General features: G+C 63.0%; 22 protein-coding genes. 20 read left to right on the top strand and 2 right to left on the bottom strand.

What is annotated here, in order from left to right; all coding sequences use genetic code 11:
- Nucleotides 1–146: 146 nt before the first annotated feature.
- Genes AC244_RS05775 through proC form a run of 6 tightly spaced genes read left to right on the top strand, consistent with a single transcriptional unit; the run spans nucleotide 147 to nucleotide 7,311 of the window.
- Nucleotides 147–917 (top strand): enoyl-CoA hydratase/isomerase family protein, encoded by a 771-nt coding sequence (locus tag AC244_RS05775; RefSeq protein WP_053247860.1) that lies wholly within the window; start codon nucleotides 147–149, stop codon nucleotides 915–917.
- Between the two features lie 58 nt (nucleotides 918–975).
- On the top strand, nucleotides 976–2,052 hold the full coding sequence (locus AC244_RS05770; RefSeq protein WP_053247859.1) for a polyamine ABC transporter substrate-binding protein: 1,077 nt from the start codon (nucleotides 976–978) through the stop codon (nucleotides 2,050–2,052).
- 12 nt (nucleotides 2,053–2,064) lie between these two features.
- Nucleotides 2,065–3,144, top strand: a complete 1,080-nt coding sequence (locus tag AC244_RS05765; RefSeq protein ID WP_053247858.1) for an ABC transporter ATP-binding protein — start codon at nucleotides 2,065–2,067, stop codon at nucleotides 3,142–3,144.
- A complete protein-coding gene (locus AC244_RS05760) occupies nucleotides 3,141–4,907 on the top strand; it encodes an ABC transporter permease subunit (protein WP_053247857.1) in 1,767 nt (588 codons plus the stop codon). The genes AC244_RS05765 and AC244_RS05760 overlap by 4 nt, the downstream gene beginning before the upstream one ends.
- A gap of 21 nt (nucleotides 4,908–4,928) precedes the next feature.
- The gene (locus tag AC244_RS05755) at nucleotides 4,929–6,461 is read left to right on the top strand and encodes an AMP-binding protein (protein WP_053247856.1); all 1,533 of its coding nucleotides are present in this window, start codon (nucleotides 4,929–4,931) and stop codon (nucleotides 6,459–6,461) included.
- Between the two features lie 28 nt (nucleotides 6,462–6,489).
- On the top strand, nucleotides 6,490–7,311 hold the full coding sequence (gene proC, locus AC244_RS05750; RefSeq protein ID WP_053247855.1) for a pyrroline-5-carboxylate reductase: 822 nt from the start codon (nucleotides 6,490–6,492) through the stop codon (nucleotides 7,309–7,311).
- Nucleotides 7,312–7,335: 24 nt separating this feature from the next.
- Here the strand turns inward: proC and AC244_RS05745 are convergent, their stop codons facing one another.
- Nucleotides 7,336–8,262 (bottom strand): LysR family transcriptional regulator, encoded by a 927-nt coding sequence (locus AC244_RS05745; RefSeq protein ID WP_053247854.1) that lies wholly within the window; start codon nucleotides 8,260–8,262, stop codon nucleotides 7,336–7,338.
- Between the two features lie 270 nt (nucleotides 8,263–8,532).
- Between AC244_RS05745 and AC244_RS05740 the strand changes: the two genes are divergently transcribed.
- Genes AC244_RS05740 through AC244_RS05720 form a run of 5 tightly spaced genes read left to right on the top strand, consistent with a single transcriptional unit; the run spans nucleotide 8,533 to nucleotide 12,786 of the window.
- The gene (locus AC244_RS05740; protein WP_053247853.1) at nucleotides 8,533–9,309 is read left to right on the top strand and encodes a 5-oxoprolinase subunit PxpA; all 777 of its coding nucleotides are present in this window, start codon (nucleotides 8,533–8,535) and stop codon (nucleotides 9,307–9,309) included.
- A gap of 16 nt (nucleotides 9,310–9,325) precedes the next feature.
- The gene (locus tag AC244_RS05735) at nucleotides 9,326–9,568 is read left to right on the top strand and encodes an acetyl-CoA carboxylase (RefSeq protein ID WP_053247852.1); all 243 of its coding nucleotides are present in this window, start codon (nucleotides 9,326–9,328) and stop codon (nucleotides 9,566–9,568) included.
- On the top strand, nucleotides 9,565–10,950 hold the full coding sequence (locus AC244_RS05730; protein WP_053247851.1) for an acetyl-CoA carboxylase biotin carboxylase subunit: 1,386 nt from the start codon (nucleotides 9,565–9,567) through the stop codon (nucleotides 10,948–10,950). The genes AC244_RS05735 and AC244_RS05730 overlap by 4 nt, the downstream gene beginning before the upstream one ends.
- Complete coding sequence (locus AC244_RS05725) at nucleotides 10,950–11,825, top strand: 5-oxoprolinase subunit B family protein (protein ID WP_053247850.1); 876 nt, start codon at nucleotides 10,950–10,952, stop codon at nucleotides 11,823–11,825. The genes AC244_RS05730 and AC244_RS05725 overlap by 1 nt, the downstream gene beginning before the upstream one ends.
- On the top strand, nucleotides 11,815–12,786 hold the full coding sequence (locus AC244_RS05720) for a biotin-dependent carboxyltransferase family protein (RefSeq protein ID WP_053247849.1): 972 nt from the start codon (nucleotides 11,815–11,817) through the stop codon (nucleotides 12,784–12,786). Before AC244_RS05725 ends, AC244_RS05720 begins: the two co-directional genes overlap by 11 nt.
- Before the next feature lie 110 nt (nucleotides 12,787–12,896).
- Here the strand turns inward: AC244_RS05720 and AC244_RS05715 are convergent, their stop codons facing one another.
- Nucleotides 12,897–13,907: a GntR family transcriptional regulator gene (locus AC244_RS05715; protein ID WP_053247848.1), complete on the bottom strand. Its 1,011-nt coding sequence runs from the start codon at nucleotides 13,905–13,907 to the stop codon at nucleotides 12,897–12,899.
- A 266-nt stretch (nucleotides 13,908–14,173) separates the two neighbouring features.
- Between AC244_RS05715 and AC244_RS37095 the strand changes: the two genes are divergently transcribed.
- The 9 genes from AC244_RS37095 (at nucleotide 14,174) to AC244_RS05675 (ending at nucleotide 22,370) form a co-directional block, all read left to right on the top strand.
- On the top strand, nucleotides 14,174–14,341 hold the full coding sequence (locus AC244_RS37095) for a hypothetical protein (protein WP_161807842.1): 168 nt from the start codon (nucleotides 14,174–14,176) through the stop codon (nucleotides 14,339–14,341).
- A 139-nt stretch (nucleotides 14,342–14,480) separates the two neighbouring features.
- Nucleotides 14,481–15,557, top strand: coding sequence for an ABC transporter ATP-binding protein (locus tag AC244_RS05710; RefSeq protein WP_053247847.1), 1,077 nt, complete (start codon nucleotides 14,481–14,483; stop codon nucleotides 15,555–15,557).
- Nucleotides 15,558–15,641: 84 nt separating this feature from the next.
- Nucleotides 15,642–16,532, top strand: coding sequence for an ABC transporter permease (locus AC244_RS05705; protein WP_414735887.1), 891 nt, complete (start codon nucleotides 15,642–15,644; stop codon nucleotides 16,530–16,532).
- 2 nt (nucleotides 16,533–16,534) lie between these two features.
- Nucleotides 16,535–17,380: an ABC transporter permease gene (locus AC244_RS05700; RefSeq protein ID WP_053247845.1), complete on the top strand. Its 846-nt coding sequence runs from the start codon at nucleotides 16,535–16,537 to the stop codon at nucleotides 17,378–17,380.
- Entirely contained in the window at nucleotides 17,380–18,126 is a 747-nt protein-coding gene (locus AC244_RS05695; protein WP_234716855.1) for an SDR family NAD(P)-dependent oxidoreductase, read from the top strand. Before AC244_RS05700 ends, AC244_RS05695 begins: the two co-directional genes overlap by 1 nt.
- Nucleotides 18,127–18,140: 14 nt before the next feature.
- Nucleotides 18,141–18,914 (top strand): SDR family NAD(P)-dependent oxidoreductase, encoded by a 774-nt coding sequence (locus AC244_RS05690; RefSeq protein WP_053247844.1) that lies wholly within the window; start codon nucleotides 18,141–18,143, stop codon nucleotides 18,912–18,914.
- A 78-nt stretch (nucleotides 18,915–18,992) separates the two neighbouring features.
- Nucleotides 18,993–20,225 carry an ABC transporter substrate-binding protein gene (locus AC244_RS05685; RefSeq protein ID WP_053247843.1) on the top strand — a complete coding sequence of 411 codons (1,233 nt, stop codon included), beginning with the start codon at nucleotides 18,993–18,995 and terminating at the stop codon, nucleotides 20,223–20,225.
- Nucleotides 20,226–20,348: 123 nt separating this feature from the next.
- The gene (locus tag AC244_RS05680; RefSeq protein ID WP_053247842.1) at nucleotides 20,349–21,455 is read left to right on the top strand and encodes an ABC transporter ATP-binding protein; all 1,107 of its coding nucleotides are present in this window, start codon (nucleotides 20,349–20,351) and stop codon (nucleotides 21,453–21,455) included.
- A 33-nt stretch (nucleotides 21,456–21,488) separates the two neighbouring features.
- Nucleotides 21,489–22,370 carry a polysaccharide deacetylase family protein gene (locus AC244_RS05675; RefSeq protein ID WP_053247841.1) on the top strand — a complete coding sequence of 294 codons (882 nt, stop codon included), beginning with the start codon at nucleotides 21,489–21,491 and terminating at the stop codon, nucleotides 22,368–22,370.
- Nucleotides 22,371–22,377: the final 7 nt, after the last annotated feature.

Raw genomic sequence — 22,377 nt, 5'->3', positions numbered from 1 at the left:
ATCCCCGGTCCCTGCCGTTTCCCACATATCGATAACAGAATCGCCAAGCATTGGAAAAGGTGCTTGACAGCTAAAATAAACATAATCACACTATGACATAACAATTATCGCATTGCAATAGTTGTTTCATTGCAACGGAGAAAATCATGGATCGCTTCATCCTGACAGAACGGCGCGGCGAGGTTGGCGTCATCACGCTGAACCGCCCCGAAATCCTTAATGCCTGGCATAGCCCGATGCGCCAGCAGCTGGTTGCTGCCTTCAAGGCTTTCGAAGAAGACGAGGCGGTCCGCGCCATTATCCTCACCGGTGCCGGTGACCGTGCGTTCAGCGCCGGCCAGGACCTGAACGAGACCCGCACGTTCGACGCCGCCCGCGGCCAGGAATGGGTCGGCGAATGGGAGCGGCTCTATGATGCGATGCGTTCGCTGTCGAAGCCGCTGATCGCCGCGCTCAACGGCGTTGCCGCCGGCTCGGCGTTCCAGGTGGCGCTTCTCTGCGATTTCCGCATCGCGCATCCGGGCGTGCGCATGGGCCAGCCGGAAATCAACTCCGGCATCGCCAGCACCACGGGCCCGTGGATGATGCGTGAAATGATTGGTCTTGCCCGCACCATCGACCTGACCCTCAGCGGCCGTCTGATGCAATCGGATGAATGCCAGGCCATCGGCATCATCAACCGCATCGTGCCGCAGGAACGCGTCATGGATGAGGCCCTCTCGCTGGCGCGCGAACTCGCCGCCAAGCCGCCGGTCGCCATGCGGCTTGACAAACAGCGCTTCAGGGAGATGACAGAGGCTGGTTTCCGCGACTGCCTCGAAGCCGGCGCTCGCATCCAGCGCGAAGCCTACGCCTCCGGCGAACCGGCGCGGATGATGGAACAGTTTCTCGCACGACGTGCGGCAAGCAAGGCCTGACAAAGGCCAGAGCCGCTTATGGGAGGCGGCGCGCAATCCAAAACAAGAGGGTAGAACAATGACCAACAATAAACGAATTCTGATTGATCGCCGCAGCCTGTTGAAAATCGGCGGCGGCCTCGGCGTTGCCCTGGCCGCGCCTGCCGTCTTCACGCGATCGGCATTTGCCGCCGAAACGCTGACCGTCGCCGATCCCGGCGGTCCTTATAGCCCGGGATACCGCAAGGCATTCTACGATCCTTTCGAACATGCAACCGGCATCAAGGTTATCAATGTCGCCCGCGACGCCGAACCGACCGCGCAGTTCCGGGCGATGGTCGAGACACAATCCTATAGCTGGGACGTCTGCACGCTGACGCTTTCCGCCCGCGACATCCTGAAAAAACGCGACCTGCTTGAGCCGATCAACCTGCCGGCGGCCGACGTGCCCGGGCTGATGCCCGACGCGCTGACCGAGCTGTGGCTTGGCGTTGATGTCTATTCGACGATCATGGCTTATCGCACCGATCGTTTCGACGCCGCCAATGGCCCGAACTCCTGGGCCGATTTCTGGAATGTCGAGAAATTCCCGGGCCGTCGCGCCCTGCGCAAGAACCCAATCGATACGCTGGAGCAGGCGCTGCTTGCCGATGGCGTGCCGCTTGCCGAACTCTACCCGCTCGACATCGAGCGTGCCTATGCCAGCCTCGAGAAGATCAAGCCGCATGTCGACGTCTGGTGGACCGGCGGCGCGCAGTCGAGCCAGCTGATCCAAAGCGGCGAAGTCGACGTGATCGCCCTATGGAACGCCCGCGCTCAGGCGGTCATCGATGGCGGTGCGCCGGTCAAGATCGGCTGGAACCAGGGGCTTTACTCGATCGAGGGATGGGGCATTCCCAAGGGCTCGCCGCGCGCTGATATCGCCCGGCAGTTCGTCCGGTTCTGCGCCGATCCAAAGCAGCAGGCGCTCTTTACCGAGTTCCTCGCCTACGGCCCGACCAACCTCAAGGCCTATGAGCATATCCCGGCAGAACGCGCTGCAGCCCTTCCGACCTCCGAGGCCAATCTCAAGGTCATGACCATTGCACGGGAAGACTGGTGGAGCGCCAACCGTTCCGAAATGACCGAGCGCTTCAACGCCTGGATCCTGGCTTAAGGGGAAAATTTGATGCTCGCGAAGCCCGAACAAGCCACTCAGCCAAAACTTCTCGTCGATGGATTGGCGAAAAGCTACGGAGCCACCGTCGCTCTCAAGCCCACTCACGTCGCGGTCAAGTCCGGCGAGTTCCTGACGCTTCTCGGGCCATCGGGCTCCGGCAAGACCACCTTGCTGCAAATGATCAGCGGGCTGGTCCTGCCGACTGAGGGGCGCCTGTTCATCGACGGCAGCAACGAGACGAACACGCCGGTGCACAAGCGCGACATCGGCCTGGTGTTCCAGCACTACGCGCTGTTTCCGCATCTGACGGTCGCCGAGAACATCGGCTTTCCCCTGAAGATGCGGGGCAAGAGCACCGCGGAGATTGACAAGCAGGTCAACGGAGCCCTGGACATGGTTCAGCTCGGCCATCTGGCCGGGCGGTTCCCGCGCGAGCTTTCGGGCGGGCAGCAGCAGCGCGTGGCGCTTGCCCGCTGCTTCGTCTACCAGCCATCGATCATCCTGATGGACGAGCCGCTCGGGGCACTCGACAAGAAGCTTCGCGAGCACATGCAATTCGAGATCAAGCGGCTGCACCGGCAGACCGGCGCCACGATCATTTATGTGACGCATGACCAGGAAGAAGCGCTGGCGCTTTCCGACCGCATCTGCCTGATGAACCACGCCATGGTCGAGCAGATCGGTCCGCCGCAGGAAATCTACGCCCGGCCGCGCACTGCCTTTGCCGCCGATTTCATCGGCATCTCGAACATCTTCCGCGGTCGCGTCGAGCTCGGCTCGGGCGGTGCTGCGCATCTTTCGACCGCGAGCGGCCGCTACCGGATCGATGGCGCCAGCCTTTCCAATAATGCCGAGCTGGCGCTGGTGGTGCGGCCGGAGCATCTCGAACTCGGCTCGACCGGAGCAAACGAGATCAGCGGCCGCGTCGCCGAGGTCGTCTATGCCGGATCGGAAACCCGCCTGCTCGTCGACATCTCGGCCGAACAACTGGTCACGGTTCGCGTTCTTCCCGGCAAGCCGCTGCCGAGCCTCGGCGAAAACATCACGCTGAGCTGGGCGCCCGAGGCGGCAGTATTGGTGACGCCATGAACGCGACGGCTGTTACCACCACGCGCGCTCAGCGCTCCAACCGCTTCCGCTTCGGCCCGCTTTGGCTGGCGGTGCCGGGCATCGCCTTTCTGCTGATCTTCTTCCTTGTCCCCGTCGCAAGGCTGATGGGTCTCAGCCTGGAGGATGCCGACACCGGCGCGATGACCGCCAGCCACTATGCGAGGATCTTCGAGACCGACGTCTATTTCCGCGTCCTCTTGATCACGTTCCGCATCGCCGGGCTGACGACGCTCTTCTCCCTGTTGCTCGGCTACCCCCTGGCCTACTGGCTGTCGCGCCTGCCGGACCGGACGCGTGGCACCATGATTCTGCTCGTGATGGTGCCGTTCTGGACGAGCTACCTCGTCAAGAGTTTTGCCTGGGTCATCGTGCTGGGCCGCACCGGCATCATCAACCAGATCGGCCTTGGAACCGGCGTGCTCAGCCAGCCGCTCGAGCTGCTGCACAATGAGCTCGGCGTGATGATCGGCATGGTCCATGCCATGGTGCCGCTGGCCATCCTCACCATGCTACCCGTGATGACCGGTATCGATCGCCGGTTGACGCAGGCATCGGGGACGCTGGGCGCGACCCCTGCAAAAGGCTTCTGGCTCGTCTATTTCCCGCTTTCGCTTCCGGGGGCTGCGGCTGCCGGCCTGCTGACCTTCATCTCCTCGCTCGGCTTCTTCATCGTTCCGGCCCTGCTTGGCGGCCGTCAACAGACGATGCTGGCGCAACTGATCATCGTTCAGGTGCAGGAAATCCTGAACTGGGCGTTTGCCGGGGCTCTCGCCGCCATGATGCTGGCTGCAGCACTGGTCACGTGCTGGCTCTACGATCGGGTGTTCGGCCTTTCGAGCCTGTCCGGCGAACCTTCCGATGGCAAGGCCGGTAAAACCGGTTTCCTGCGCGCCCTTGGTCTGGCAATCCTCGATCGGCTGGCGAGCGTCCGCAGCGCTATTTCGGCCGGCAGCCACCGGCTGCTGGGGGCGGCGGTTTCGAGCCGGATGCTCGGCATCTACAGCCTGCTGATGTTCGCCTTCCTGATGCTGCCGACGCTCGTCGTCCTGCCGATCGCCTTCACCAGCTCGCAGTTCCTCGAGTTCCCGCCGCCGGGCTATGGCCTGGAATGGTTCAGGACCTATTTCACCTCCGATCTCTGGGTTGCGGCCACCATCCGCTCGTTCGGTGTCGCCTTCGCGACGGCCATCGTTGCAACGGTGATCGGTGGCTTTGCGGCGCTGGCGCTTGCCCGCTCGCGCTCGCGTTGGCGGGGCATCATTTTCGCCTTCTTCCTGGCGCCGATGATCGTGCCGCGCATCGTCATCGCCGTCGGCCTGTTCTATCTCTTTGCCCAGATGGGACTGGTCGCCACCGACCTTGGCCTGGTGATCGGCCACACGGTGCTGGCGCTGCCCTTTGCCTTCGTCGCCATCGCCGCCGTCCTGAAGAGCTACGACTGGCGGCTCGACCAGGCGGCGGCCACGCTCGGGGCAAACCGCGTTCAGGCGCTGCGCTTCGTCACCGTGCCGCTGATCAAGAGCGGCCTGACGGCAGCGTTCCTCTTTGCCTTCATCACCTCGTTCGACGAGCTAACCGTGGCGATCTTCGTCAGCGGCGGCGTCAAGACGACCCTGCCGAAGCAAATGTGGGATGACATGATCCTTCAGCTCAACCCGACGCTCGCGGCGGTTTCGGTCGTCGTCTTCATCGTCGTGACAACACTTCTCCTGGCGGCGGAAAAACTCCGCCGCTCCTCCTGACACCACATCCGAGATCCTCCCATGACCGTATCTCTCGAAGGCTTCCTCGGAAGCTTCACGACCAAGGCTGCCCGCAGACCGGACCAGGTGTTCGCCCGTTTCAACGGCGAGCCGATCACCTTTGCCACCCTCGACGCGATGTCCGGGGCGCTTGCCGCCGACCTGCGTCAACGCGGCCTGAAATCCGGCGATCGCGCCGCGGTGATGATGCGCAATTCGCGCCTGTCGCTTGCCGTCCTGTTCGGACTTGCCAAGGCAGGTGTCGTCTGGGTGCCGGTCAACGCCCAGCTGCGCGGCGAGGGCCTGCGCTATATCCTGGAACATTGCGAGCCGGGCGCCGTCATCTGTGACGCGGAGCTTGCCGAGACCATCGCCGAAAGCGGTGCCGTTCTGCCTGCGGCCGGGGTTATTCTCGCCGGCGAACAGGCCGGCGCGGCGTCACTTGAGACGATCCTGGCTTCGGGTGCCGCCTTCGACGAGGAGCTGCCGGCCGCCGACGATCTGTTTGCGATCATGTATACCTCCGGCACCACCGGCCGGCCGAAGGGCGTGCTGGTGACCCACGGCATGATCCGGCTCGCCGGTGAGGCGGTCCGCACTCTTTCGGTGGCAGGCCCGGGCGATGCCTTCTTCGTCTGGGAGCCGCTCTATCATATCGGCGGCGCGCAACTGATCGTGCTGCCGATCATCGAGGACCTGTCGCTCGCCATGGTCGATCGTTTCAGCGCCAGCCGCTTCTGGGACCAGGTGCGCAGCTACGGCGCCACCCACATCCACTATCTCGGCGGCATCCTGCAGATCCTGCTCAAGCAGCCCGAAAGCGAACGCGATCGCCAGCATCCGGTGCGCGTTGCCTGGGGCGGCGGCTGCCCGAAGGAGGTTTGGCCTTTATTCAAGGAGCGCTTCGGCGTCGAGATGCGGGAATGCTACGGCATGACCGAAGCGTCCAGCATTACCACCTGCAACGCCAACGGTGTCGTCGGCGCCGTCGGCCGGCCGATGCCCTGGTTCTCGGTCGATATCCTCAATGAAAAGGGCGAGCCGGTGCCGGCTGGCGACAAGGGCGAGATCGTCGTGCGTACCTCGCTTGAGGGCGCGCTGTTCAAGGGATATCTGCGCAATCCGGAAGCGACCGAAAAGACCCTTCGCAACGAAGCGCTTCACACCGGCGATTCCGGCTCTTTCGATGCTGACGGTAACCTGTGGTTCCACGGCCGACTCACCGACAGCGTCCGGTGCAAGGGTGAAAACGTCTCCGCCTGGGAGGTGGAGCATGTTGCCGCTGCCTATCCGGCGGTCGAGGATTGCGCCATGATCGGCGTCGCCGCGGATGTCGGCGAGCAGGACATCAAGCTCTTCGTCAAGCCCAAGGCGGGCAGCGCGATCGATCCGATCGACCTGTCGGGATGGCTGGCGCATCGGCTCGCGCCCTACCAGAACCCGCGCTACATCGCCGTTGTCGATGATTTCGAACGCACGCCGAGCCAGCGTATCATGAAACACCGGCTGCCCGCCGGTCTTAACGATTGTTGGGATCGGCTAGCGCGGCAATAGACCGTCACCAATGAGAGGAGACGCGCGGATGGAACAGTCCGGAGATATCGTGCTTGTCGGTTGCGGCAACATGGGCTTTGCCCTCCTCGAAGGCTGGCTCGAGAGGGCCGGTATTCCTGCGAGCCGAATTCACGTGGTCGAGCCGGCGGAACCTCTTCGCGGCCGCGCTGCCGCTCGCGGCGCCACGGTTTACGCCGATGCATCCAACCTGCCGGAGGCGCTGCAGCCGCGCGCCGTCATTGTCGCCGTCAAGCCGCAGATCGTCGGCTCGATGCTTGCGGCATACCGCCGGTTCAGTGGAGCGGCCGTGTTCGTCAGCATCGCCGCCGGCGTGCCGATCTCGACCTTCGAGGCCACACTGGGCGAGACCGCGGTCGTGCGCGCCATGCCAAACATGCCGGCCTCGATCGGCATGGGGGTGATTGCAGCCTTTGGCAACACCCACATCGACGACGTTCGAGCGGCTTATGTTACCGACCTTCTGGCGGCCGTCGGCAGTGTTCATTGGCTGGCGGAGGAAAGGCTTGTCGATGCGGCAACGGCGATATCCGGTTCGGGGCCGGCCTATCTCTTCCACTTTATCGAGTGTTTGACCGACGCGGGGATTGCTGTCGGCCTGCCGGCGGAGACCGCGCATGCTTTGGCAAAGCAGACGGTCGGTGGCGCCGCTGCTCTTGCTGCAACAAGCACGTTTTCCCCGGCAGAGCTGCGCCAACAGGTGACCAGCCCGAACGGCACCACGGCTGCAGCGCTCGAGGTTCTCATGGCTGATTCTGACCTGGCCGACCTCGTGAAGCGGGCGGCCGTGGCTGCGCATCGCCGGGCGTTGGAACTTGCCGTCGCCAACTGATCGCCAGCCGAGGATGTATCCGCGTCAGGGTGTGGCGAACGACGCGTCGCGCACGCCCGGAATATGAAACGTCTGCTGGAAATAGGACCGCAGCGCCTGCATCGGCGGCGTGAACTCAGCGCCACGCCGCCAGGCAAGGCCGACATCCATGGCCGGGACGGGGTCACGCACGTTGATCGTCTCGATGCGCCGGCCCTCGAGCGACCAGGGGCGGTGTACCATGTCGGACAGAATGGCCACGCCCTGGCCGTTGGCGACCAGCGAGCGCACCGCCTCGACCGACGACGTTCGGAGAATAACGCGCGGCTGGTAGGTCGACGTGCTCCAGTATTTCAGCGACGAATGCGCCGCCTCGTCGACCGTCAGCATGATGTAGGGCTCCTCGGAGATCTCGCGAAAACCGACGCTGTCGCGTTGAAGCAGCGGATGCTGGGCCGGAACCCAGAGCCGTCGCGTCGAGCTCATCAGTTTTTCGGTCGTCAGCGCGGGGTTGAGGATGTTCGAGGTCAAGAGCACCGCCATGTCGTAGCGGTTGGTGAGCAGGCCTTCCTCGATCGATTCCCGTTTGAGTTCGAACAGCTGCAGCTCGAGCTTGGGGAATAGGCGCCGCAGACGCTCGATATGCTGCGGCAGGAAATAGCCGATCACGGTATAGGTGGCGGCGATCGCCAGCGTGCCTTCGACGGCGCTGCTGACGACGTTCAGATGCGTTGCCTCGTCCACCTTCTTCAGGATCTCGTAGGCGTGCGAGAGGAACTGGCGGCCTGCCATCGTCAGGTCCATGCCGCTTGGGGTGCGTAGGAAAAGATTGGCGCCGACGATGCGCTCCAACTCCTTGATGGCCGTGGTCACGGCGGACTGGGAGATCGAGAGATCGACTGCCGCCTGCGATATCTGTCCGAGTTCCGCCGTTGCGACGAAATAGCGAAGCTGGCGAAGGCTGATCGACATAACGCATCTCCCATCTGATTTTTTTATACCGTAGGTGAGAAAATCAGAAAGTCTGCCGCGCCTTTGAGCAGTCCGTTGATCATCCCTCAGGCATTCCCACGTAAGCGGCTCAAAAGACGCTAATTTTCACAGCGGCATTTTGCAACTGCGAATTCTGAAATTCAGATACGTGGCATATGAAAATAGAATTTTTCAAATGCTTTGTTTCACCCTAGCGTTCTCTCTGTTCAAGGTCGCATGGAGAGCGGCCCGCAAGAGAGGGATGAGGCATTGCTCGACGTCGTCGACATCAATTGCGACATGGGAGAAGCGTTCGGCCGCTGGCGCATCGGCGATACGGATGATGCGGCACTGATGCCGCTGATCAGTTCTGCCAATATCGCCGCCGGCTTCCATGGTGGCGATCCCAATCTGATGGATGAAACGGTTCGGCTCGCCGCCGAACATGGCGTCGGCATCGGTGCCCATCCCGGTTATCGCGACCTGCAGGGGTTCGGCCGCCGCAAGATTGCGGGCACTGCCCGCGAGCTTGTCAACGACATCGTCTATCAGGTCGGCGCGATCCGCGAATTCGCCCGCCGCCACGGCGCGCCCTTGCAGCATGTGAAGCCGCACGGCGCGCTCTATATGGAGATGGCGGTCAATCGCGAACTCTCGCAGATCTTCATGCAATATATGCGCACGGTCGCGCCGAACGCCTTCGTCTTCTGCATGGCCGGATCGGCGACGGAGCTTGCCGCACAGGAGGTCGGCCAGCCTGTCATCCGAGAGTTCTATGCCGATCGCGACTATGACGACAGCGGCTCGATCGTGTTTACCCGTGATGCCGGCCGGCCGGATGCCACGGCAATCGCGCGCAAGGTCGTGCGCGCCTGTCGGGAAGGACGGGTGCGGACGGTCACGGGTGCCGACGTCGAGGTCCCGTTCGAATCCATCTGTTTTCATTCCGATACGCTGGGCGCGCTCGATATCGTGCGGCTCATGCGGGAGGCGCTGAGTGCCGAGGGCATCCGCATTGCTCCCGTCTCTCAGGTCAAAACCAAATAACATAGCGGAGGCAACCATGAGCAAGCACGAAATCCGATCGCCACTTCCAGGAACCTTCTATCGCTCGTCTGCTCCGGATGTCCCGCCCTTCAAAACGGATGGCGATACCGTTTCCTCGAACGACGCTATCGGTCTGATCGAGGTCATGAAGACCTTTCAGGAGATCCAGGCCGGTGTGGCGGGCGGCAGTATCCGCTTTCTCGTCGACAACGAAGAGCCCGTCATGGCCGGCCAGGTGATCGCCGAGGTCGACCAATGAAGCTACGCTCGGTTCTCGTTGCCAATCGTGGCGAAATCGCCGTCCGCATCATCCGCGCCGCCAAGGCACTCGGTATCCGCACGGTCCAGGTCTATAGTGCTGCCGACGCCGACATGCTGGCGGTCAAGCTCGCCGACGAGGCGATCGAGATCGGTCCGCCGGCGCCGAAGAAATCCTATCTCGACATTGCAGCCGTGATCTCGGCGGCCAAGCGTGCCGATGTCGATGCGGTCCATCCGGGTTATGGTTTCCTGTCGGAGAACGGCGATTTCGCCGACGCCGTGGTTGCCGCCGGCCTCATCTTCATCGGCCCTTCCGGCGATGCCATTCGCCTGTTGGGCGACAAGGTCGCCGCCCGAGCCGTCGCCGAGAAGGCTGGTGTGCCGACAGTTCCGGGAAGCGACGGCCGGATCTCCAGCCTTGCCGACGCGCTTGAGGTGACGAAGCGCACCGGCTTCCCCGTGATGATCAAGGCGGCAGCCGGCGGTGGTGGCCGCGGCATCCGCATCGTTAACACTGCGGCCGAGTTGGAGACGCAGTTTCCCCAGGCGTCCGCCGAGGCGCTGGCATCCTTCGGCGATGGCGGCCTCTATCTGGAAAAGGTCATCACCCGCGCCCGCCATGTCGAAGTCCAGATTCTCGGCGACGGCAAGAACGTCGTGCATTGCTTCGAGCGCGAATGCTCGCTGCAGCGCCGCCGGCAGAAGGTCTGGGAAGAGGCGCCGTCCTTCCTGCTTCCGCCCGAGGTCAGGCAGAAGCTCTGCGACAGCGCCGTCGCGCTGGCGCGCTCCGTCGGCTACCGCGGGGCCGGCACGGTGGAATATCTCTACGACGACGAGACCCGCCAGTTCTACTTCATCGAGGTCAACACCCGCATCCAGGTGGAGCACCCGGTGACCGAGATGATCACCGGTATCGATCTGGTCGAAGAGATGTTCCGCATTGCCGCCGGCGCTTCGCTGTCGGTCCGCCAGGCCGACATCGCCGTCAAGGGCCATGCCATCGAGTGCCGGATCAATGCCGAGGACCCGAGGCGCGGCTTCATGCCGGCGCCAGGCAGGATCGAAAGGCTCGCCGTGCCCGAGGGCAAGGGCATCCGCTTCGACACGATGCTCTACGGAGGCTACGTCATCCCGCCGTTCTACGATTCGCTGCTCGGCAAGCTGATCGTCTGGGGCGAAGACCGCCCGGCGTGCCTGGTCCGCCTTTCCCAGGCGCTGGAGCAGCTGAAGATCGAGGGCGTGCCGACAACGGTTCCGTTGCATCGGGCGCTGGCTGCCGATCCGCAGATCGCAAAGGGCGCCTTCCATACCCGCTTTCTCGAAACATGGCTTGAAACTGAATTTGCCGCCGATGGTGGCCGTGCTGCGGAGGTCGCGTGATGCCGACACGATACACGTTCGGAGGCGACGAGCATCTGTTCGTCGAGTGTAGCGACGAGATGTCGTTGGAGGCCTTCTTCAAGAGCCTCTCCATGGCCAACGGCGTCAAGGAGAGCGGCATCAAGGGCATCACCGAAATCTGCCCGGCCAATGCGTCCTTCCAGATCAAGTTCAACCCGGACGTAATCAAACCCGATGACGTGCTGAGGGAAGTCCGGGCGATCGAGGGCGCGGCCGAACGGGCAGAACCCGTCATTCGCACCCGCATCGTCGAAATCCCGGTTTTCTACAACGACCCCTGGACGCATGAGACGCTGATGCGCTTTCGCGAGCGCCACCAGGAGCCATCAGGAACCGATCTCGACTACGCGACACGGATCAACGGTTACGGCGACGTTGAAGATTTTGTCGCCGCCCATTCCGGTTCGCCCTGGTTCGTGTCGATGGTCGGCTTCGTAGCCGGCCTGCCGTTCATGTATCAGATGGTCGAGCGGCAACGGCAGATCCAGGTGCCGAAATATCTTCGCCCGCGCACCGATACGCCGCGCCTGACCGTCGGCCATGGCGGCTGCTTCGGCTGCATCTATTCGGTTCGCGGCGCCGGCGGCTACCAGATGTTCGGCATCACGCCGATGCCGATCTTCGACCCGACGCAGACCACCAGCTATCTCCGCGATTTCATGGTGTTCTTCCGGCCGGGCGATGTCGTCAAATTCAAGCCGATCGACCGCGATGCCTATGATCAGGCGGTCGAGGATGTCGACAAGGGGCGCTTCAGCCCGCCGGTCCGCGAGGTCAGCTTCGACCTGCGCGAGTTCCAGAAGGATATCACTGGCTACAACATCCGGCTGGAGGGCATGATCAATGGCCATTAAGGTGCTGCATCACGGTCTTGCGACCACCGTCCAGGACCTTGGCCGTCCCGGCTACTTTCATCTCGGCATTCCGCTCGGTGGCGCCATGGATCGCTATGCGATGCGAGCCGCCAACCTGCTGGTCGGAAACGAGGAGGGCGCGGCTGGCCTCGAGACGGTGTTCCTCGGCCCCAAGCTCGAATTTACCGAAGACACGCTGGTTGCCGTCACCGGAGCCCACATGCCGGCAAAGGTCGATGGGGTGGAGCAACCGGGTTGGACGGCCTTCCCTGTTCGCGCCGGCCAGACCCTGACCTTCGATTTCCTCAAATCCGGCGCCCGCATCTATATCGCCGTTGCCGGCGGTATCGATGTGCCGCTGGCACTCGGCAGCCGCTCGACCTACCCGATCGGCGCGCTTGGCGGTTACAACGGCCGGCCGCTTCAGCCTGGCGACGAACTCCCGGTCGGTGTCGGCAACGGTTCCAGTGAAGGCCGCTCGGTCGGCGAGCAATTGCGACGCCTGCCGGCCGCACCCGTGGCCCTGCGTGTTCTGCCCGGCCTCTATTGGGATCGCCTCGCCGACGAGGCGAAACAGAGCTTCTTTGCCGACGAATGGAAAGTGGCGCCCGAAGCCGACCGCATGGGTTACCGCTTCCGCGGCGGCCGCAAACTCTCCTTCATCGAACGTGAGCAACCGTTCGGTGCCGGTTCCGACCCGTCCAACATCGTCGACAGTTGTTACCCCTACGGCTCGATCCAGGTTCCCGGCGGAACCGAGCCGATCATCCTGCATCGCGATGCGGTTTCCGGTGGCGGCTACTTCATGCTTGGAACGGTGATTTCTGCCGACATGGACCTGATCGGGCAGATGCAGCCGCATACGCCGACCCGGTTCGTCGAGGTCACGATGGATGAGGCGCTGGCGGCGCGAACGCAGGAAAACGCCCGGCTGGAAGCGCTGCGCACGTCGCTGCGCTGACGGGTCCCGGGGAAACGGAGGGCAACATGGAGCGCGGGCAAAAGGACAGGGGACCAGCAGCCGCGCTTAGCCACCTGAGCCGGCTATGCAACGATGCCGAGCGCTTCTGCCTATTCGACGACGCGAGTCAGATAGGCGGCAGTGACGCTCGGGCCCGGAATGATCGCGACGATCTTCATCTGTGCGATCGTCCGGTTCATCGAGGCGTCGATGTGGTTCTCCAGCATCGCTGCCGCCGCGGCGGTCGCACCACGCGTCATCAGTTCCACGATCAGCCTGATTTCCGCGATCACCGCCGGGTCTCCTGGCAAGCCGAGCTGCCGCAGCAGCCGCTCCGTCGCCGTCACCGGCAGCAGATTGTTGCGGATCAGTTCGCGCAGCCGTTCGTTCGGCATCGCCAGCACGCAGCATTCGGTAAATTGCGTGCGGATGTCCTCAAGGTTCTGCCAGGCGTCCGCCGATTGCGAGCCGTCGAGTTCCACCAGCTGGCTGAACAGGGCGGCAAGTCGATCCCTGTCGATATGGCTGGCGCCGAGCGCAAGCGCCTGCGGCTCGAGCAGACGGCGCAGCATGAAATGGTCCTTTACGGTCTGGGCCGTCAGCGGACCGGCAATCCAGTGCGAACTCTGGTTCTTGCGCACCAGCCCGCGCTCGCGCAGCCGCGTGAGCACGTCGCGCACCACGGTTCGGCTGACGCTGAAGTGGTTGGCAAGCTCGTTTTCGATGATGCGATACTGGCCGAAGATCACGCAGCCGGCGACGTCGTTTTCGATTTCGGTGTAGATGCGCTCCCAGGACGAGCGGCTTTGCAGCGCCTCGTCGGCGTGTTGCGGAATGGTCAGCCCAAGCGACTTGATGTCGGTGCGGTTGGGCTCGATCGCCCGACCCGGCGGTCCGACGAGGTAGCCGCGCCCCTTGAAGCGGTGGACGAGGCCGTCGCTTTCCAATTGCAACAGCGCGCGCTGAACAGGCGCACGCGATATCTGCAGGATCTCGGCGATCGGCCCTTCGAGCAGGACAAGTCCGGGCGGCAGAATGCCTTCGGCGATATTGCTGCGCAGAACGTCCTCGGCAATTTCGTAGCGGCGCTGGGTATTCTGGCCGAGGCGTGGCTCGCTCATGCGATCGGGCGTCTTCCGTTTGGCTGGCAATTTCGTCCTCTTTCTTTACGCCACTTGCCGGGGAATGTGACAGCTGAAAATAAATGCATTTTGCATACTGATTGGCAAATTAAATGAGTGTCTGTCCATCGTATTTGTCGCTGAAGCGCAGGGCGTAGAGTGCTGTCCGATGGAATTGGTGGTGAATTGGCTGTCGTCCTGTTGTGTCTACACGGAAGGGTGGAGCCGGTCGATGCACTAGATTGCATGGTGTTTCAGGTGGCCTGATGCATTTTCTCATCGAAGCTGTGATGGGCGGAGTGCCGGGGATGACGGTGCGTCTCGCCGCAGCAGAAAAGACGAATAAAAGTCTATTGCATACAAAAATCATTCATGTCATTGTTCGTGACATGCAAGCGCTCAGAAGAAGCGTGCAGGTGGAACTTATTTTTTGAACCGCAAAGGACCTTCATCTCCGACGCGCATGTGACCATGCGCGAACGCAATCGCATGTCCGTTCGGATGCCTCCTCGGCTCCGGCGAAGGCGAAGCTTTGGGTGGTGGGTGTCTGGACGGCAAACTGGCAGGAAACCAATGTCAACGGTCCTTCAGCTCAAGAACATCACCAAAACCTACGGCGACATGCGTGCGCTCAACGGCATCGATCTCGCTTTGCCCGGCGACGCCTACATCTCGCTTCTCGGGCCGAGCGGATCCGGCAAGACGACTCTTCTAAGAGTCATTGCCGGTTTCGAGCATCCGGATGGCGGCGCGATCCTGTTTGACGGCAAGCGCATCGACACAGTGCCGCCGCACAAGCGCGGCATCGGTTTCGTCTTCCAGAACTTCGCCCTCTTCCCGCATCTGTCCGTCGCGCAGAACATCGCCTTCGGCCTGGAAAACAGGGATGTCGATCCCGTCGCCGACCGGCGTCTCGTCGACACCAGGGTGCGCGACATCATCAGCCTTGTCGGCCTTTCCGGTCTTGAAGGCAGGGCCGTCACCCAGATCTCCGGTGGCCAGCGTCAGCGCGTGGCCTTGGCGCGCACGCTTGTCACCGAACCGCGCATGGTGCTTCTCGATGAGCCACTCGGCGCGCTCGACGCCAATCTGCGCGCCCGGATGCGGGCGGAGTTGAGGGCGATCCGCGAGCGCTGCGGCGTCACCTTCCTGCATGTGACCGGCAGCGAGGCCGAGGCTTTGGCCATGGGCGATACGGTCCTGGTGCTGGAAAGCGGCCGCATCGCCCAGTCGGCGGATTCCGATACCGTCTACAACAGGCCCGCGTCGCCGGCCGTTGCCCGCTTTCTCAATTGCTACAACCTCTTTCCCGGACGTATCGAAGGCGGCGTGTTCGTCGGCGGCTCCGGACAGTTCGCGCTCGGATCGGCGACGCCGTCGCGTGCGGCGTCGCCCGCCTATGCCATCCGCTACGACCGTGTTTCGGTCCGGCCGCGCGAAGCCGCCATCGCCGAGGACGAGATCCGGATCGAGGCGAATTTCGTCGCCAGCGAATATTCCGGTGCCGCGGTCAATTCCTTCTTTGCGCTCGATGACGGCCGGGTTTTCGAGGTCGAAAGCCATCTCAGCCACGCAGCGCCCGAGACCTATGCCGAACAGGGCCGCTACGCCCTCGTGTGGAAGCGGGAGGATGCCCTTGTCTACGCTTGAAACGTCTATGCCTGAAACCGCTTTCGCAAAACCCGGCGCCTGCGCGCCGCACCGTTCCCGCCCGGAGAATGAGAGATGAGCATGATGGCCGTTGCGGAGCAGACGGAAACCGAAACCGTCGCCGAGAAGAAATCACCCGGAAAGGCGCTTTGGCTGCTTGCGCCCGGCGTTATCTGGATGAGCCTCTTCCTCGTCCTGCCGATGCTGATGATGGTCTACGTTTCCTTCTGGACGCAGACGACCTTCACGATCGAGCCGACGCTGACGCTGAAAAGCTGGGTCACGTTCTTCACCAGCGACACCTATCTCGGTGCCTTGTGGACGACAGTGCGCATCTGGCTGATCGTTCTCGTCGCCACCGTGCTGGTCGGCTATCCCGCTGCCCTTTTCGTCGGGCTGTTCGTCAAGAACAAGGCGCTGCAGACGGTACTCCTGGTGCTGTGCGTCATCCCCTTCTGGACCTCGTTCCTGATCCGCGTACTCGCCTGGCGGCCGATGCTCGGCAAGGAGGGCGCGATCAACATGATCCTGATGAACCTCGGCATTACCGACGCGCCGATCGAGGTGCTGCTGTTCTCCGAGCTGTCGGTGATCATCGGCATGACGCAGATCTACTGCGTCTTCATGGTCGGCCCGATCGCCTTCATGCTCGGCCGCATCGACACCTCGATCATCGAGGCTGCTCAGGATCTCGGCGCCGGTTTCTGGCGGATCTTCCGCACGATCATCCTGCCGCTGTCGATGCCGGGCGTGGTCGTCGGCGCGATCTTCGTCTCGGTCATGGTTCTCGGTGAATTCGCAACCTCGGCCGCCCTCTCCGGCCGCAAGGTCAACCTGCTCGGAAACATCATCGTCACCCAGGTCGGTTCGTTGAAATGGGCCTTCGCGGCGGTCGCCGGCGTCGTGCTTACCATCCTGATGGGGGCGGTCGTGGCCGCACTCCTGCGGGTCGTCGATCTCAGGAAGGAGCTCTGATCATGAATGCCAGCGGCATGAAACTCAGCCTTGGCGCCTATACCGCGCTCTTCCTCGTCTTCCTCTATGGCCCGCTCGTCGTGCTTGCCATCCTGTCCTTCCAGACGGGACCGGAGGGCGGCCCGCAGTTCCCGATCATCGAATGGTCGACCTATTGGTACAAGCACCTCTTCGGCCTGACGCCGCCGTCGCGCATCGCGCCGCTGCCGATCGAGCAGGCGCTGGTCCGCTCGCTCGGCCTTGCGGTGATGACCATGATCGTCTCGACGGTGCTGGGGGTCACGGCAGCGCAAGCCTTCCGCCGGAAGTTCCGCGGCTCGGGCGTGGTCTTCTACCTCATCGTTCTCGGCATGATGGTGCCGGGCGTGCTCGTTGGCCTCGGCATGGCGCTCGTTGCCAAGACGCTCGGTATCGACCGCCACTGGTGGAGCACCGCCTTCGTTCTGCACGTGGTCTACACCTTTCCCTTCGCCTTCCTGGTGATGCTGGCGATCTTCAACCGCTTCGATCCGAGCATGGAGGAGGCGTCCTGGTCGCTCGGCGTCACGCCGGCGCGCACCTTCCGCAAGGTGACCTTCCCGCTGATCTTCCCCGGCGTGCTTTCCGCCATGCTCTTTGCCTTCACGCTCTCCTATGACGAGTTTTCGCGCACGCTTTTCGCCTCCGGCCGCGACCTGACGTTGCCTCTTGCGATCTACGGCACCTTCTCCGTCGAAGTGCACCCGAACGTCTTTGCCTTCGGCGTGCTGACGACGCTGTTCTCCTTCGCGCTGCTCGGCACCTACGCGGCGCTGATGATGCTTTCGGTACGCCGCGCCAAGCGCATCGCGATCCAGGAGGAGGCGTGATGGCCGGCTCGATGCTTGGTTGCGCGATCGTCACCGGTGCCGGTTCCGGCATCGGCCGGGCCATTGCTCTGAGGCTGGCGGCCGACGGCTATGCCGTCGTCGTCAACGATCTTTCGCCGGAACGCTGCAAGGCGGTTGCGGACGAGATCGCTGCGGCCGGCGGCGTGGCGACAGCGATTGCCGGCGACGTTTCGAGCGAAGCCGACGTCAAGGCGACGGCTGAGAAGGCGGCCCAGCTCCATGGGCCCGCGGCGCTGCTCGTCAACAATGCAGGCATCGCCCATCAGGCGCTGTTCGAAAATCTCGAGGTCGCCGATTTCGACCGGATGTTTGCGGTGCATGTGCGCGGCACCTTCCTGATGACCAAGGCGGTGCTGCCGGCAATGCTTGCCCGCGGCGAGGGCGTGATCGTCAACATGGCCTCGCAGCTTGGCCAGATCGGCGGTGTCGAGCTCGTTCACTATTCGTCCGCCAAGGCCGCAATCATTGGCATGACCAAGGCGCTTGCCCGCGAGGTTTCCAGCCGCGGCGTACGCGTCAACGCGGTCGCGCCCGGCCCCATAAACACGCCGCTGGTGATGGGGCTTTCTGAGGATTGGCGGGCCGCCAAGAAGGCGCAGCTGCCGCTCGGGCGTTTCGGCGAGCCGGACGAAATCGCCGCGACCGTTTCGTTCCTGGCTTCGCCATCGGCGAGCCTGTTCGTGGGCCAGACGCTCGGGCCCAATTCCGGCGACGTGATGCTCTGACAGGAAAGATGAAAATGCCAAATCCTCCCAAGACTTCCCGCATTGTCATCGTCACCGGTGCCGGCATCGGTATCGGCCAGGCGACCGCCAGGGCATTCGCCGCCAAGGGCAATCATGTCGTCGTCACCGACATCCTCGAGCGTGAGGCATCGGCCACGGTCGAGGCTATCGTAGACGCTGGCGGTTCTGCCGAATTTGCCTATTACGACGTCCGCTCGACATCTGCGACCGACGCGCTGGTCGCTGACCTGGAAAAGCGGCACGGCCGCATCGATGTGGTCGTTGCCAATGCCGGCATTGCCCATCGTACACCGCTTGCAGCGCTCACCGACGACAAGTGGGACCTGACCTTTGACATCGACCTCAAAGGCATCTTCCGCCTCGCGCGCGCCGTTGCACCCGGCATGCGCCAACGCGGCGAGGGCAGCATCGTCGCCCTCTCCTCGATCATGGGCGTTGCCTATGGCTGGGACGAGCACGTGCATTACTCCGCCGCCAAGTCCGGCGTGGTCGGCCTGGTTCGGGGGCTTGCGGTCGAGCTTGCCGGCGACGGCGTTCGCGTCAACGGCGTAGCACCCGGCTACATCCGCACGGCGCAACTGCTTTCTGAAGAGAATTCGCTGGGACCGGAAGGCGCGGAGGCGGCTGCCGCCTTCATCCCGATGAAGAGGCTCGGAACGCCGGAGGATATCGCCGACGTGATCGCGTTCCTGGCATCCGACAGCGCGAGATACATGACCGGCCAGGTGCTGGTCGTGGATGGGGGCCTCCTGGTGGGCCGCTACTAGCGCCGCGTTGCGCGGTGAAGAAACAAGGAGCTCGCATCAAACGGGCTCCGGGGAACAACAACAACTGGAGAAGAGACAATGCCAAATCTGGAACTCAATCGCCGCTCGCTCCTCAAACGGTCCGCCGGGATGATGGCGCTTGCCATGGGGGGCGGCACGCCGTTCCTGTCGTCGCGCGCCGCCTTCGCGCAGGCCGCCGATCTGGCGGGCCAGCAGCTGCGCACCATCGGCCTTTCGGTCACCGTTCAGGAACGCATCCTCGAACAGTTCAAGGCGGCTGCCGGCGTCGGCGGCACCTCCGGAACGGCGGCGACCTTCCCGGATGCCCAGACGAAGATCCTCTCCGGCTCCAAGGACTATGATTGCTGGGAAATCATCGCCGAGCGCCTGCCGTCGATCGTCATGACCAACAATGTCGAGCCCATCCCGGCTTCGGCGTTGAAGAACTGGGCCAATATCCGCGATACCTTCACGACTGCCAGCGACAAGTGGGACCGTGGCGCGCAGATCATCGGCCAGATCTGGACCGACGAAAGCCAGACGGCGCTGAACATGGTGCCGGCGGTCTATAATTACGATTCCATCGGCTACAATCCGGACGTGCTGTCGGCCGAAGAGGCCAACAGCTGGACCGCGATCTTCGATCCGAAGTGGAAGGGAAAGTCCGGCATCAACACCGATCCGCTGATCGCCATTGGCCAGGCGATGATGGCGATGAACTCGCTCGGCCTTTCCGACGTCAAGAACCCCGGCAATGCGACCGCAGCCGAGATCGACGAGGCTGCCGCCTTCCTGATCTCAAAGAAGAAGGAGGGCCAGTTCCGCGCGCTCTGGGGCGATTTCGGCGAACTCGTCAACCTGATGGCATCAGGCGAGATGGTCGTCTGCGACGCCTGGCAGCCGGCCGTGATGGCGGTCAAGGCGCAGGGTAAGCCCTGCCGCTACGCCGTGCCGAAGGAAGGCTATCGTGGTTGGGCGATCGGCCCGGCGATGATCGCCGGAACGGCCAACAAGGAGGCGGTCATCGCCTATGCCGACTACTGGCTCTCGGGCGAGCCGGGCATCACCGTTTCCGAGCAGGGCTACTACTCTCCGTCGACGAACATCAAGAACGTCATGGCGCCGGAAAAATACGCCTTCTGGTACGAGGGCAAGCCCTGGGTCGGCGCCGAAGAGCGCGGCATCAAGGAAGGGGACCTGCGCGACGGCGGCTCGCTCGAAGAGCGCGCCAAGAACGTCGCCTACTGGCACCAGTGGCCGGATGAGTACGACCACCTGATCCAGAAGTGGGACGAGTTCCTCAACGCCTGATCGGACAGGCCGGGAGGCAGGCGCCTCCCGGTGTCTCCAGACACAGGCGCGTGGCCCTTCCGCGAACCACCGTGCGGCCACGCGCCCGATACCAGCAATTTCAGCAAGCTCCGGAGAGCCACGATGATCTTCGACCTCGAACTCAACAATGTCGGCAAGGTCTACGACAACGGCACCCCCGCCGTGATCGATTTCAACCTGTCGGTTTCCAAGGGCGAGTTCATCGCGTTTCTCGGGCCCTCAGGCTGCGGCAAGACGACGACGCTGCGCATGATCGCCGGCTTCGAATCGATCTCTTCCGGCGAGATGCTGATCAAGGGCAAGCGCATGAATGACATCCGACCGGAGCACCGGCCGACGTCGATGATCTTCCAGAGTTACGCGCTCTTTCCCCATATGACAGTGCGCCGCAATGTCGGCTACGGACTCGACGTCAAGGGCATGGCAAAGGCCGAACGGGATGCCAAGGTCGACCGTATCCTGGCGACGCTCGGGCTGGAGGACATTGCGGAGAAGAAGCCGGATAGACTCTCCGGCGGGCAGCGCCAGCGGATCGCGCTGGCCCGCGGGCTTGTCGTCGAGCCGGACATTCTTCTGCTCGACGAGCCGCTCGGCGCGCTGGACGCCAATCTGCGCAAGGCGATCCAGAACGAACTGAAACTGCTGCAGAAGACGCTCGGCGTCACCTTCGTCTTCGTGACCCATGCCCAGTCCGAAGCCTTGGCGCTTTCTGACCGCATCGTCGTGATGAACCAGGGCAAGGTCGAGCAGATCAGCCCGCCGCACCAGCTCTATACCCGGCCGAACACGGCCTTCGTCGCCCAGTTCATCGGCAACAACACGATCTTCCAAGGCGAAGTTGATGGCGCATCGGACGACCGGATGCTGGTTTCAACGCCGCTCGGTCAGCTTTCCGGCCGCCCGAACGGCACGCTTTCCGCGAGGTCGCGGGTCAATGTCGTCATCCCGGCCGAAGCGATCGAGGTGCATCCGGCTGCCCGGGTTTCGCGTGAGCAGATTGCTCATACGGTCGGCGGCAACGTCGTCGGCGCCAGCGTGCGCCGGTTCGACGTGGTCGGCCACGTGTCCCACCTGACGGCGGCGCTTGCGGACGGGCGCACCGTCTCGCTCGAAGCGCATGTCGACAAGTACCAGCCCGACGCCTTCCCCGTCGGCGCGGACATTCTTCTGAGCTGGCAACCGGGCGAAGCCACGGTCATCCCAGCCTGACTTTTCGAACGAGAAACACGAAGGAGACATACCATGGCCAAGGAAATCCTCTGCAGCTTCGGCATCGACGTCGACGCGGTCGCCGGCTGGCTCGGTTCCTATGGGGGCGAGGATTCGCCTGATGATGTTTCGCGCGGCCTTTTCGCCGGCGAAGTCGGCAGCCCGCGCTTGCTGAAACTGTTCGAGCGCTTCGGCATCAAGACCACCTGGTTCATCCCCGGCCATTCGATCGAGACCTTCCCGGAACAGATGCAAGCCGTTGCCGACGCCGGCCACGAGATCGGCATTCACGGCTATACCCATGAAAACCCGATCGCCATGACGCGCGAGCAGGAGACCGAAGTCCTCGACAAGTGCATCGATCTCGTCACCAAGCTCTCGGGCAAGCGGCCGACCGGGTATGTCGCGCCGTGGTGGGAGTTTTCGAACGTCACCAACGAGCTGCTACTGGAGCGCGGCATCAAGTACGACCACTCGCTGATGCACAACGACTTCACGCCCTATTATGTCCGTGTCGGCGACAAGTGGACCAAGATCGACTACTCCAAGAAGCCGTCCGACTGGATGGTGCCGCTGCAGCGCGGCAAGGAAACCGATCTGATCGAAATCCCGGCCTCCTGGTACCTCGACGACCTGCCGCCGATGATGTTCATCAAGAAGTCGCCGAACAGCCACGGCTTCGTCAATCCGCATGACATCGAACAGATCTGGCGCGACCAGTTCGACTGGGTCTATCGCGAGATGGACTATGCGGTGTTTCCGATTACCATCCATCCTGACGTTGCCGGGCGCCCACAGGTGCTGATGATGCTCGAGCGGCTCTATGCGCACATGATCAAGCATCCCGGCGTGAAGTTCGTGACCATGAACGAAATCGCCGACGATTTCGCCAAGCGCTTCCCGCGCAAGAAGTGATCCACCG

The organism is Ensifer adhaerens (genome assembly GCF_001270265.1).
GTDB classification, from domain to species: domain Bacteria; phylum Pseudomonadota; class Alphaproteobacteria; order Rhizobiales; family Rhizobiaceae; genus Ensifer; species Ensifer adhaerens_B.
Note: the sequence above shows the minus strand (reverse complement) of the source record. Positions and strands in the feature narration are given on the sequence as shown.

What these genes read in the sequence shown, in the direction of transcription:
- AC244_RS05775 (WP_053247860.1), top strand. Translation starts at nt 147, where the DNA reads ATGGATCGCTTCATCCTGACAGAACGGCGCGGCGAGGTTGGCGTCATC.
- AC244_RS05770 (WP_053247859.1), top strand. Translation starts at nt 976, where the DNA reads ATGACCAACAATAAACGAATTCTGATTGATCGCCGCAGCCTGTTGAAA.
- AC244_RS05765 (WP_053247858.1), top strand. Translation starts at nt 2,065, where the DNA reads ATGCTCGCGAAGCCCGAACAAGCCACTCAGCCAAAACTTCTCGTCGAT.
- AC244_RS05760 (WP_053247857.1), top strand. Translation starts at nt 3,141, where the DNA reads ATGAACGCGACGGCTGTTACCACCACGCGCGCTCAGCGCTCCAACCGC.
- AC244_RS05755 (WP_053247856.1), top strand. Translation starts at nt 4,929, where the DNA reads ATGACCGTATCTCTCGAAGGCTTCCTCGGAAGCTTCACGACCAAGGCT.
- proC (WP_053247855.1), top strand. Translation starts at nt 6,490, where the DNA reads ATGGAACAGTCCGGAGATATCGTGCTTGTCGGTTGCGGCAACATGGGC.
- AC244_RS05745 (WP_053247854.1), bottom strand. Translation starts at nt 8,262, where the DNA reads ATGTCGATCAGCCTTCGCCAGCTTCGCTATTTCGTCGCAACGGCGGAA.
- AC244_RS05735 (WP_053247852.1), top strand. Translation starts at nt 9,326, where the DNA reads ATGAGCAAGCACGAAATCCGATCGCCACTTCCAGGAACCTTCTATCGC.
- AC244_RS05730 (WP_053247851.1), top strand. Translation starts at nt 9,565, where the DNA reads ATGAAGCTACGCTCGGTTCTCGTTGCCAATCGTGGCGAAATCGCCGTC.
- AC244_RS05725 (WP_053247850.1), top strand. Translation starts at nt 10,950, where the DNA reads ATGCCGACACGATACACGTTCGGAGGCGACGAGCATCTGTTCGTCGAG.
- AC244_RS05720 (WP_053247849.1), top strand. Translation starts at nt 11,815, where the DNA reads ATGGCCATTAAGGTGCTGCATCACGGTCTTGCGACCACCGTCCAGGAC.
- AC244_RS05715 (WP_053247848.1), bottom strand. Translation starts at nt 13,907, where the DNA reads ATGAGCGAGCCACGCCTCGGCCAGAATACCCAGCGCCGCTACGAAATT.
- AC244_RS37095 (WP_161807842.1), top strand. Translation starts at nt 14,174, where the DNA reads ATGCATTTTCTCATCGAAGCTGTGATGGGCGGAGTGCCGGGGATGACG.
- AC244_RS05710 (WP_053247847.1), top strand. Translation starts at nt 14,481, where the DNA reads ATGTCAACGGTCCTTCAGCTCAAGAACATCACCAAAACCTACGGCGAC.
- AC244_RS05705 (WP_414735887.1), top strand. Translation starts at nt 15,642, where the DNA reads ATGGCCGTTGCGGAGCAGACGGAAACCGAAACCGTCGCCGAGAAGAAA.
- AC244_RS05700 (WP_053247845.1), top strand. Translation starts at nt 16,535, where the DNA reads ATGAATGCCAGCGGCATGAAACTCAGCCTTGGCGCCTATACCGCGCTC.
- AC244_RS05695 (WP_234716855.1), top strand. Translation starts at nt 17,380, where the DNA reads ATGGCCGGCTCGATGCTTGGTTGCGCGATCGTCACCGGTGCCGGTTCC.
- AC244_RS05690 (WP_053247844.1), top strand. Translation starts at nt 18,141, where the DNA reads ATGCCAAATCCTCCCAAGACTTCCCGCATTGTCATCGTCACCGGTGCC.
- AC244_RS05685 (WP_053247843.1), top strand. Translation starts at nt 18,993, where the DNA reads ATGCCAAATCTGGAACTCAATCGCCGCTCGCTCCTCAAACGGTCCGCC.
- AC244_RS05680 (WP_053247842.1), top strand. Translation starts at nt 20,349, where the DNA reads ATGATCTTCGACCTCGAACTCAACAATGTCGGCAAGGTCTACGACAAC.
- AC244_RS05675 (WP_053247841.1), top strand. Translation starts at nt 21,489, where the DNA reads ATGGCCAAGGAAATCCTCTGCAGCTTCGGCATCGACGTCGACGCGGTC.